We start from the raw sequence: 8,415 nt of genomic DNA, 5'->3' as shown, positions 1-8,415 counted from the left end.
CCTATCTGTACCCACGCTTTACCATTCTCAAAGAGAGCGCCATCGTCATAAATAAAAGGGAGGACGGTTTCGTTTTTGTCATTGATATAACCATATTTATCACCTTTCTTCACCAAAGCAAGCCCCTCGGTGAAATAAGAAGCATCATCGTACAGAAAAGGTATGATTTGTTCTCCTTTCCGGTTGATAAAACCCCATTTGCCATCTTTCTTCACAGCTACATAATCTTTATGAAAGTAGGTAGTGTCTTCATAGATAAAGGGAATCACCTCTTCTCCTTTCTCATTGATAAAGCCCCATTTGCCATTCAACAGGGCAGCTGCAGGACGGTGGTTATAAAAGTCGTTGTCATCTATAAGATCGTATTTTACGGGAGTAATCTCCTTGCCAGAGGTATCTATCAATCCGTATTGCGCACCTATTCTCACCATTGCCACTCCTTGAAAGAAGTCATAGACAAAATCGTACTTTATAGGGGTAATAAGGGTTCCCTTCTCATTGATGTAGCCCCATTTGTCACCTTGTCTTACACAAGCAAAGCCCTTGTGAAAATCGGTTATTTCATCATATTTCTCTTGCTTATTTGTGTTCATTGTTTTAATTATTAATTCCAGCTATCGCCATTGTAATCTTTGGCGTACCTATCCATTTCTTTTCTCAAGCATTCATATTCTTCCTTACTATATGGCATATATGTTACTTTAATATCTCCACGAATTGTACAACTATATACACCTCTTATGTTTCCGAGGGCTACTCTTCTTATTTTCCGCATATTCACTTTCTTAAATTTGTAACTGCTGCCTATATACAAAATAGTATTCTTCAAAAAAATAACGAGGCGGTACCCCTACTCTCTTTCTAATTCGCTCTACTCGATTGAAATCATCCTTTGATAGTTTGCTTATTTTCTCAGCCCATAACTGATTCATTACTTTATTACTTTTAACAGTCAATATCAAACCTACTATCAAAAATAGAGTTCCAATTACTGCTAAAGATAAAAATTCATTAGAATCTATTGCTATTCTCACCATCATAAAGAGAAAAACCACATAGAAAAAGATAACAACCTTCATCTCATTATTGTGTTGCCGTTTAAGGATTTTTTGTAATTCTTCGATATAGTCAAAACGTATATCCGGCAACTGGTCATAAGAAAAGTTAGGAGACAATTCACTTTTTGCCTTTTTGTAAATAGAATAGACTTTCCAAATGATTAGAGATGTTATTAAGAATAAAAGTCCATTAGCACCTAAAAAAATGGTGAAATCCGACATAGTGCTTTATTATTTCTATTTTTCTAACTGCTTTTTGTGTGCTGAAATCTGTCCTTCAAAGTCTATTTCTTTTCCCAAAAGATGCCTATAATAGCTTGTAAGTATCATAGCCGACATATCATCGGGATGCTTGACACCTTCATCCGAAAAGAACTTCACAAGCTCAGGGTTCCCACTGCGAATCCACTCATTGCGGATACCCATACCTAAAGTAAAATGGCTTTCCATAAAGAATTCTTCTTCGGTAAGCGTTTTTATACATTCCTTATCCTCTTTTTTGAGGTTCTTATCCAACATTTGGATACATTCTGTTAGGTTTTTAGGTTTTTGTTTTTTCATATCAGTATTTTTTATTTGTCCAAAAGCTGTAAAAGTAATGATACTCACACAAAAAATAACAAGATGCTTCATATGATTATTTGAAGTGCTACCCCCGTTCCCCCTCCCGAAGGGAAGGGGACAATCCGCAAGAGTGATTTTTGATTTGATAATTAATCAGTTGTTGAGGCTATAATCCCTATATACCAATCCCTACATGGATTATAAACCGTCCAAAAGAAACTCCCCCACCAGTCTTTGCCCTCATCAAAGTAATTAGAGCTATCCGTACTCCACTTATAGACTTCTATTTGAGAAATATCAGTAAAAAGCAACCTACAAAAGTCTAAAAAGAAATTGCCCTTTTCAAAATTGCTTTTTGTAATCATAAAAGAGTACGGGGCTGAAAGAAAGCGTAAGCAAAGGCTTCCTTTTTCAGGTCTTCCTCAGTCATCGCCACTGCTTTTTCAGGCACTTCTTTATCATCACAGTAAAAATAACGATTGTGCAGTTTCCCACCACTAAGAATTATCCTTCCGCTCACCTCTTCATATTGACAGCCCATAAAGTCTTGTACAGAAATCTCCTTACCCGAATCTTTAAGGACACCAAAATCGTAGTCCATCGTAAAAAGTTTCTTACGATTTATTTTAGATTTAGCCGCTATACGGTCAAGACGCGTATTTACTTCTTCCGCTACCGAAATAAGGGTCTGCTGGGCTACTGCCAAATGCTTCTGATAAGGTGTATCCTCCTGCTCCGTATCCAACTGAAAGATACGAAAGTCTATCACACCGCCCTCCCGCTCGTAGGCTTTATACTTTTCTATAAACTTAGGTATTTCTATAGTTGTCATTTTTAATATTTAATTCTTATCTGCAAAAGGCGCTAACAGTTGTTTTATCTCTTCCTTTATGGTTGTGTTATCTGCATTAGCAGCTTGTTCTTCTATAGGCTCAAAGTAGTAAAGGTCGTTTAGAATCCCATATATAGCTATAGCACGCAGACTGCTAGGTTCAGAGTTTTTGTACAATTGCACCAAAAAAGCAATTGCCCACTTATATGCTACACAATACACGCCACTATGGTTATTACCTATAGCACTTATAAAAGCCTCTGCAAGGGCATTCCCTTCTTGCGAATTAATATTAATAATTTCCTCTAACAGATTAATAACTTGGGGTTCTCCTTCCAATGTATACTTCTGACAGAACGACTTTTGCATTTTCAGCACTCTTTTAAGGCATGTTTCTTCCTTTTTAGCCTCATTAATATAGCTTATCCATTCTTTTTGATGAGAAGCAGGCAAGGTAATGAAGTGCTTTTTTACATTTTCACTTAACAAAGGCATTATATCTATCATACTTTATGTTGTTTAGAATGCTTTTTGATGTTTTATTTCCCCCAATCAACAGGTGCCCATTGGGTAAGATGCCAAGGGAAATCATTAAGGTCTATTCCGTTGTATTTCTCATAGATATCTCCTCCTCTTTCCCAAGGGTTAGGTTTGCCTTGTGCTATTTCGTTTATAGGGTGCTCAGCATTGAAAGCGTGACAGAAAAGATTCTTATCGGCTGCATAACCTCCATATTTCTGTACTGCTTTGGCTACTAAAAGGGTAAAAGGACGAAGTTTTAACTTGTTAAGGTCTATTTTAGGGTCTATACGAAACCATTGTCCTTCCAAAGGAGCATTAGGGTTTGTTGAAGTGCCATCGCCTTGTTTGGCTGGATAAGAGAATCCTTTCCCCGCATTGGCGATAGTAAAGGATAAAGCGTGGCATATCTCACCTTTTCGTGCCTCTGCAATGCCTATTTGAGAGAGTGGATTGAGCATACACACTACTGCAGACCCTCCTGTGGTGAGTTGCATCGCAAAGTTATCCTTACCCAAATCTTTAAAATTTGGTTTTGCTTTAAAATATCCCGAAGCAGCAAAGTGCCAAGTACCTTTCTCATCTTTAACAGCGTGAAAATATTCTCGCATCATTCCTGTTACTCTGTCATAAACGGCAAAAGATTTATCCCCTCCGCCTGCCGGTTGTGCATAGCTAGGCAAGGGTATCCGTCCCATAGTATACTTAATAAGGTCTTCTTTGTAAACCACACGCTTGTCGGTTGAGGTAAATTGTGCATATTCCTGCTGAGGGTCATGAGAGTCTACTATATACATAGGAATATTATAGCTCGTGGTATTCAGCGAGGTTACCAATGTTTTTTTAAATTTTTCAGGTAGATATTCTGCAGGCATTTTAGGCATATAAGCAGCTATGGCAGCGGAGTTCGTTGCCAAAGGCATATCTTTAACCTCTCTTGTAAAAATAGACCCCTGAGCTATATAGGGATCAAATAGACTTTGCGAATAATACCCTTTCTGTTGTTCGTCTTCTCCTGACTGTTTGCTACAAGCAGATAGTATTAGCAAAAAGAAAATAAGTGCTTTATTATGTATCATTCTAAATGTTTTCATTGATTTTATCTCTTATCTTGTTTAGAGAGAACTTAAGTAAGCTGAGGAAATTGTTCTTCTATTTATACATCAAAATAACTAAACACAAACAAGTTTAGGGAATGTTCAAATAAACGATAATCGCCTACTATAAGCCCTATACATTGATTTTTATCATCATATACACAAGCCTCTACCACAAGTTTATTCATCTTTTTGTCTTTATACAAGGTCAGTTCGCGTAATTTATTCACTTCCTTATCTATATCTTCTATAGGAAAAAGATGTAATACGCTTTTATCTTCTACAAAATCAAGAGTCTTATTGATTTCTTCTAAGAACGCTCCCGAAACACCAAACTTTTCAACTAATACTTGGGTATTTTGCAATTTATAAGCATTTAAAAAATCAGTAAGAGCATAGTAGATTTCTGTTTTAAGGGCTTGTGTAATTTCCATATAGTGTTATTTAATCTTTGCTATATCATTTTTATAACTTACCAAAGCAGGGATAGGCACAAGCTACTAGCTCACGCCGGTAGAGGTATAAGTAGGAATTTCGCAATAGGGAAACAAACTGTTTTCAAATGTACAAATATACCACATTTTTTTGTATATTTGTCCAACTAAAATAAGTAATTATAATGTCTTATCTGAAAGATCTTTCTAAAAAGCCCTCCTCTTCCCTCTCTACAAGTAGTCAGAATTCTTATTCTGACCCAAGAGAAAAAACCATTCTTGTTCTATCAAAAATCATTCGCATTTCAGGTTATGTTGCTTCGGTTTCCTTTCCTATCTTTCTGATAGAAATGTATATACTTAAGCAAATTCCTTATAGCCTTCCTATCCTTTTTCTCTCTTTCTTTCTCTTTTGTATGTTATCCTTTAGTTGTTATCAGCTCAAAAGAGAGGTGGCAAAGGCTGCTCGTTGTAAAGCTGAAAAAGAAGCTATTATAGTTCCCACAGAATTTACCATCAATGCTTATCAAGAAAAGAGGGGGGTTGTGGATTGGCTGCTTCGCTCTATACATATAGCATTTACTCTTTTTATGTTCTATATCTCTCTGAAATCAGATTTTCTTAGTACAAACTGGTGGAAAGGAATGGGAATTGTAGTGCTCTCTATAATTGCTTTCTTTTATTCCTTTCACAAGGAGTCCCTACTCTTTACCAAGCTCCACTGCTATGAGAATCTTATGGAGATATTCCCTAAGCAAGGAGAGCCTATCTATCTAAAGACTCAGGATATAAGAGGGGGGCGCTTCTACTCAAAGGGAAGAAAAGGATATATCAAACGCTTCGGTATACAATTCCAAATCCGTGACTCTCTCTTAGATATAGACATACACCTATCGAAAGATGATTATTTCCTCTTAAAAAAATATTTCAAACAATATCCTGCTCCCTTATATGACAGTGTACAAGAGAGTAGTATTTTTTAGCCCGAAATATCACTACTCATTATGTACGCTTTCACATTGGCGGAATACTAATAGTTGTTTTACTGCCAGAAAGACCTCTCCTTGTGACCATGTTTGCGCATATTCCCTAAGTCGCTCCGCCCCTTCGTCCCAGAGTTCGTTGTTCAGCAGGCACTCTACTACACTATCCTCTCCGACACGTGCTACATAGCATTTGAGCGATTGTACACGTACTTCTGTTTTGAAGTTTTGAGGTAAGAGATCTACTAATAAATCATAGAAATCCCGCTTGGCAGGAGGCGTTTGCCACTTTCCTAACAAATACTGATTGCCAAGAGTGGTATGCCAATGTATATCTCCCAGATAAATATCGCAGTTCTTATTATGATAACCACTCAAGCTATCAATAATCGTCTGAAAAGTTGTGGAAAGATAGTTTTCTATAAGTGAAAGTACCTTTTCCTGATCGGTATCTCCGAATCCTGCTATATTATCCACGATTCCTTGAGGAAAATAGCCATCCTCTAAGTAAGTGCCTATATGTAGTTCTATTAGACTTGGATCCATTTGCGGAGTAGGGATAACTTCCAGTTCTATACGCATTTTTTCCCCCATCCAAATGGTACGAGTGGGGATATCAGGGTCTGCTTTATACCCTTGTTCTATAATCTTTTGAGAGAGTTGCTCAAGGATTTGCTCTTCTATGTGAGTGGTAAGACGCATGGTTAATTGTTAATTGTTAATGATTAATTATCAATGATTTCTGTAAATATAATGCAAGTAGGTTTGTCTACACTGATACTCTGTGAGGTATCGGTAAGGGTGCCTGTGGTAGCATTTCGCTGAAAGACCTGTATCTTATTATCATCTCGGCAAGCTACCAAAATATATTTACCATTGGGGGTTATTGCAAAATTGCGAGGGTGAATACCAGTGAGTTGGTAACCTACTTTCTTTAGCGTACCCCGCTTAGGGTCAATGGCAAAAATAGAGATCCCATCTTTTTTCAGACGGTGCGAGGTATAAAGAAAACGCCCATCGGGACTGATATGTATATCAGCACTTCCTCCCCCTTGACCTTCATCGGCCATTAGGCGTTGGACTTCCTTCATTTTCCCTTTGTGATAGCTTAGCACCACACACTCTCCTCCCAATTCGTTGATTAGGTAGGCAAAACGACCGTCCTTGCTAAAGGTAAGGTGACGAGGACCTTGCCCATCGCTGACCTGATAAACTACCTGTTGGTCTGTAAGCACCTCAGCTCCTTGGGGAGCTTCTTGATTATAGCGAAAGCGATATATACGATCATTGCCCAAATCGGTAGCCAATACATATTTCCCATCAGGAGTGGGAATCATGCAATGGATATGAGCCACGCGCTCTGGAGTCCGCCCCTCAAAGGCTATATGTTGTATCTCGGCCTGTAACTTACCTACTGCATCTAATAGGAAAACACTGATGTCGCCCCCTGTGTAATTGGCAGTTATGGCATACTTACTATCTGCAATGATATGGCAAGGGTCGGCACCAGCTTGTGTAGGCTGGAAGATAGGCTGAGTGAGCAACTTATCTTGGTTTACCTCAAAGGAATAAGCCCCTTGTCGGCCATCGTTATACTCACTTATCGCATAGAGATGTTTCCCGTTGGGAGCTAGGGCTATAAAAGAAGGATTAGCGGCGGCGGTACTACCTCGCAGTGCTGAAGTTCCCTGCTGCTGATCAAAGCTATAGGTATAAATACCCTTGGAATTGCCCCCTTCTGTATAAGTACCTACATACATTGTAAGGCTGTTGGAAGGAGCTAATTGTGCAAAAGTATGCAAACCAACTAATGCACAAAACAAAAATAAAAGTGTTTGTAATCTTTTCATATGTGTTTTAGGTTTTGAGGTATTGTTTTTTAATGATTTAACAACTAAAGTAGTGAAATACGAACTTAGGAAATTGGTCACCAAGGTTATAATATCCTTTGATGATAGCAAAATATGCTTGGTCGTCCCACAAGTGGGCTTCTATTCCTACGGCGGTATTATCATTGTTGAAGTTATAGACCTCTAAGTTCACCCCTCCGCCTTCTTCTTTGTCCATTTCTTCTATAGGAAAAAGGTGCAATACGCTTTTATCCTCTACGAAATCAAGCATTTCATAGATTTCTTCTAAAAATTCTCCCGAAATATCAAACTTTTCAGCTAATACTTGGGTATCTTCGGCTTTGTAGGTTTCTAAAAAGTCAGAAAGAGTGTGGTAAATTTCTGTCTTAAGGGCTGGTGTGATTTCCATATAGTGTTATTTAATCTTCGCTATATCGTTTTTATAACTCGCAAAACTGATGTTTCCTTCTAAAACCAACTCGCAAAGGGCTACTGGGTCATAACCTTTAAAGGAATGAAGGGTATAATGGCAATGCTTATCCTCGCACTCTAAGTGAAGTACATAACCATCGGGTTCGTCTTGAAAAACTACGGTTGCTTCTTTGTACTTTTCTAAGGCTACTACCGAGCGTACCAAATCCTGCCTACTATCGTGCAAGTGAGAGGCTACAAAGGCTATTTCGGCAGTGCCATTGCTAATAGTTACCATTGCCCAGCCCTGTTCTTTGGGAGCGTAATCAATCATTGGTATTTTTTATAAGCTCTAAGCTGTTGTTCTACTTTCTCAAGACTCAAGCCATATTTCTCAAAAGTAAGTTTTTTCATAGGTTTATTATCCGCTAATCGTTTCTAAATGAAGCTGATAGTTATCATCAAGCCTGATATTCACCAGATGACCCAAAAAGTAATCAGGGTCAGTATCCACATCAAAAGTGCAGACGAGGTCTTCACCTACTTCACAATACAAATCATAGAAATACACAGCTTCGCAAAATTGCTCTTCCGTAATTTCTTCTTCAAGATCTTCTTGGGCTACTTCAAAGAGTTCTCTTACCTCTTCATTTTTGAGGAGAAACTG

At 38.1% G+C, this 8,415-nt stretch carries 14 protein-coding genes and 1 pseudogene; 1 reads left to right on the top strand and 14 read right to left on the bottom strand.

Annotated elements, in window-relative coordinates; genetic code table 11:
* The 9 genes from Q0625_RS14065 to Q0625_RS14025 form a co-directional block, all read right to left on the bottom strand.
* On the bottom strand, positions 1-593 hold a 593-nt coding region (locus Q0625_RS14065), incomplete at its 3' end, for a WG repeat-containing protein (RefSeq protein ID WP_298828621.1).
* A gap of 11 nt (positions 594-604) precedes the next feature.
* On the bottom strand, positions 605-775 hold the full coding sequence (locus Q0625_RS14060) for a hypothetical protein (RefSeq protein WP_298828619.1): 171 nt from the start codon (positions 773-775) through the stop codon (positions 605-607).
* Between the two features lie 10 nt (positions 776-785).
* The gene (locus Q0625_RS14055) at positions 786-1,280 is read right to left on the bottom strand and encodes a hypothetical protein (RefSeq protein ID WP_298828617.1); all 495 of its coding nucleotides are present in this window, start codon (positions 1,278-1,280) and stop codon (positions 786-788) included.
* Between the two features lie 15 nt (positions 1,281-1,295).
* Positions 1,296-1,619 (bottom strand): DUF6794 domain-containing protein, encoded by a 324-nt coding sequence (locus Q0625_RS14050; RefSeq protein ID WP_298828615.1) that lies wholly within the window; start codon positions 1,617-1,619, stop codon positions 1,296-1,298.
* 152 nt (positions 1,620-1,771) lie between these two features.
* Complete coding sequence (locus Q0625_RS14045; protein WP_298828612.1) at positions 1,772-1,987, bottom strand: hypothetical protein; 216 nt, start codon at positions 1,985-1,987, stop codon at positions 1,772-1,774.
* On the bottom strand, positions 1,984-2,454 hold the full coding sequence (locus Q0625_RS14040) for a hypothetical protein (RefSeq protein WP_298828609.1): 471 nt from the start codon (positions 2,452-2,454) through the stop codon (positions 1,984-1,986). The genes Q0625_RS14045 and Q0625_RS14040 overlap by 4 nt, the downstream gene beginning before the upstream one ends.
* Positions 2,455-2,463: 9 nt before the next feature.
* Positions 2,464-2,961: a YdeI/OmpD-associated family protein gene (locus tag Q0625_RS14035; RefSeq protein WP_298828606.1), complete on the bottom strand. Its 498-nt coding sequence runs from the start codon at positions 2,959-2,961 to the stop codon at positions 2,464-2,466.
* Positions 2,962-2,993: 32 nt separating this feature from the next.
* On the bottom strand, positions 2,994-4,067 hold the full coding sequence (locus tag Q0625_RS14030) for a hypothetical protein (RefSeq protein WP_298828605.1): 1,074 nt from the start codon (positions 4,065-4,067) through the stop codon (positions 2,994-2,996).
* A 62-nt stretch (positions 4,068-4,129) separates the two neighbouring features.
* Entirely contained in the window at positions 4,130-4,504 is a 375-nt protein-coding gene (locus Q0625_RS14025) for a hypothetical protein (RefSeq protein WP_298828603.1), read from the bottom strand.
* Between the two features lie 185 nt (positions 4,505-4,689).
* Between Q0625_RS14025 and Q0625_RS14020 the strand changes: the two genes are divergently transcribed.
* Entirely contained in the window at positions 4,690-5,487 is a 798-nt protein-coding gene (locus Q0625_RS14020; protein WP_298828600.1) for a hypothetical protein, read from the top strand.
* Between the two features lie 12 nt (positions 5,488-5,499).
* Here Q0625_RS14020 and Q0625_RS14015 read toward each other — a convergent pair whose 3' ends face one another.
* From Q0625_RS14015 to Q0625_RS13995, 5 genes and pseudogenes are all read right to left on the bottom strand, one after another.
* On the bottom strand, positions 5,500-6,189 hold the full coding sequence (locus tag Q0625_RS14015; protein WP_298828598.1) for a DUF6348 family protein: 690 nt from the start codon (positions 6,187-6,189) through the stop codon (positions 5,500-5,502).
* Positions 6,190-6,212: 23 nt separating this feature from the next.
* Complete coding sequence (locus Q0625_RS14010) at positions 6,213-7,337, bottom strand: lactonase family protein (RefSeq protein WP_298828596.1); 1,125 nt, start codon at positions 7,335-7,337, stop codon at positions 6,213-6,215.
* A 37-nt stretch (positions 7,338-7,374) separates the two neighbouring features.
* On the bottom strand, positions 7,375-7,746 hold the full coding sequence (locus Q0625_RS14005) for a hypothetical protein (protein ID WP_298828593.1): 372 nt from the start codon (positions 7,744-7,746) through the stop codon (positions 7,375-7,377).
* 6 nt (positions 7,747-7,752) lie between these two features.
* Positions 7,753-8,082, bottom strand: coding sequence for a hypothetical protein (locus Q0625_RS14000; RefSeq protein WP_298828591.1), 330 nt, complete (start codon positions 8,080-8,082; stop codon positions 7,753-7,755).
* 87 nt (positions 8,083-8,169) lie between these two features.
* Positions 8,170-8,415, bottom strand: a pseudogene (locus Q0625_RS13995) (hypothetical protein); the annotation flags it as partial.

It is taken from the genome of uncultured Capnocytophaga sp. (genome assembly GCF_938029845.1).
Lineage (GTDB): Bacteria > Bacteroidota > Bacteroidia > Flavobacteriales > Flavobacteriaceae > Capnocytophaga.
Note: the sequence above shows the minus strand (reverse complement) of the source record. Positions and strands in the feature narration are given on the sequence as shown.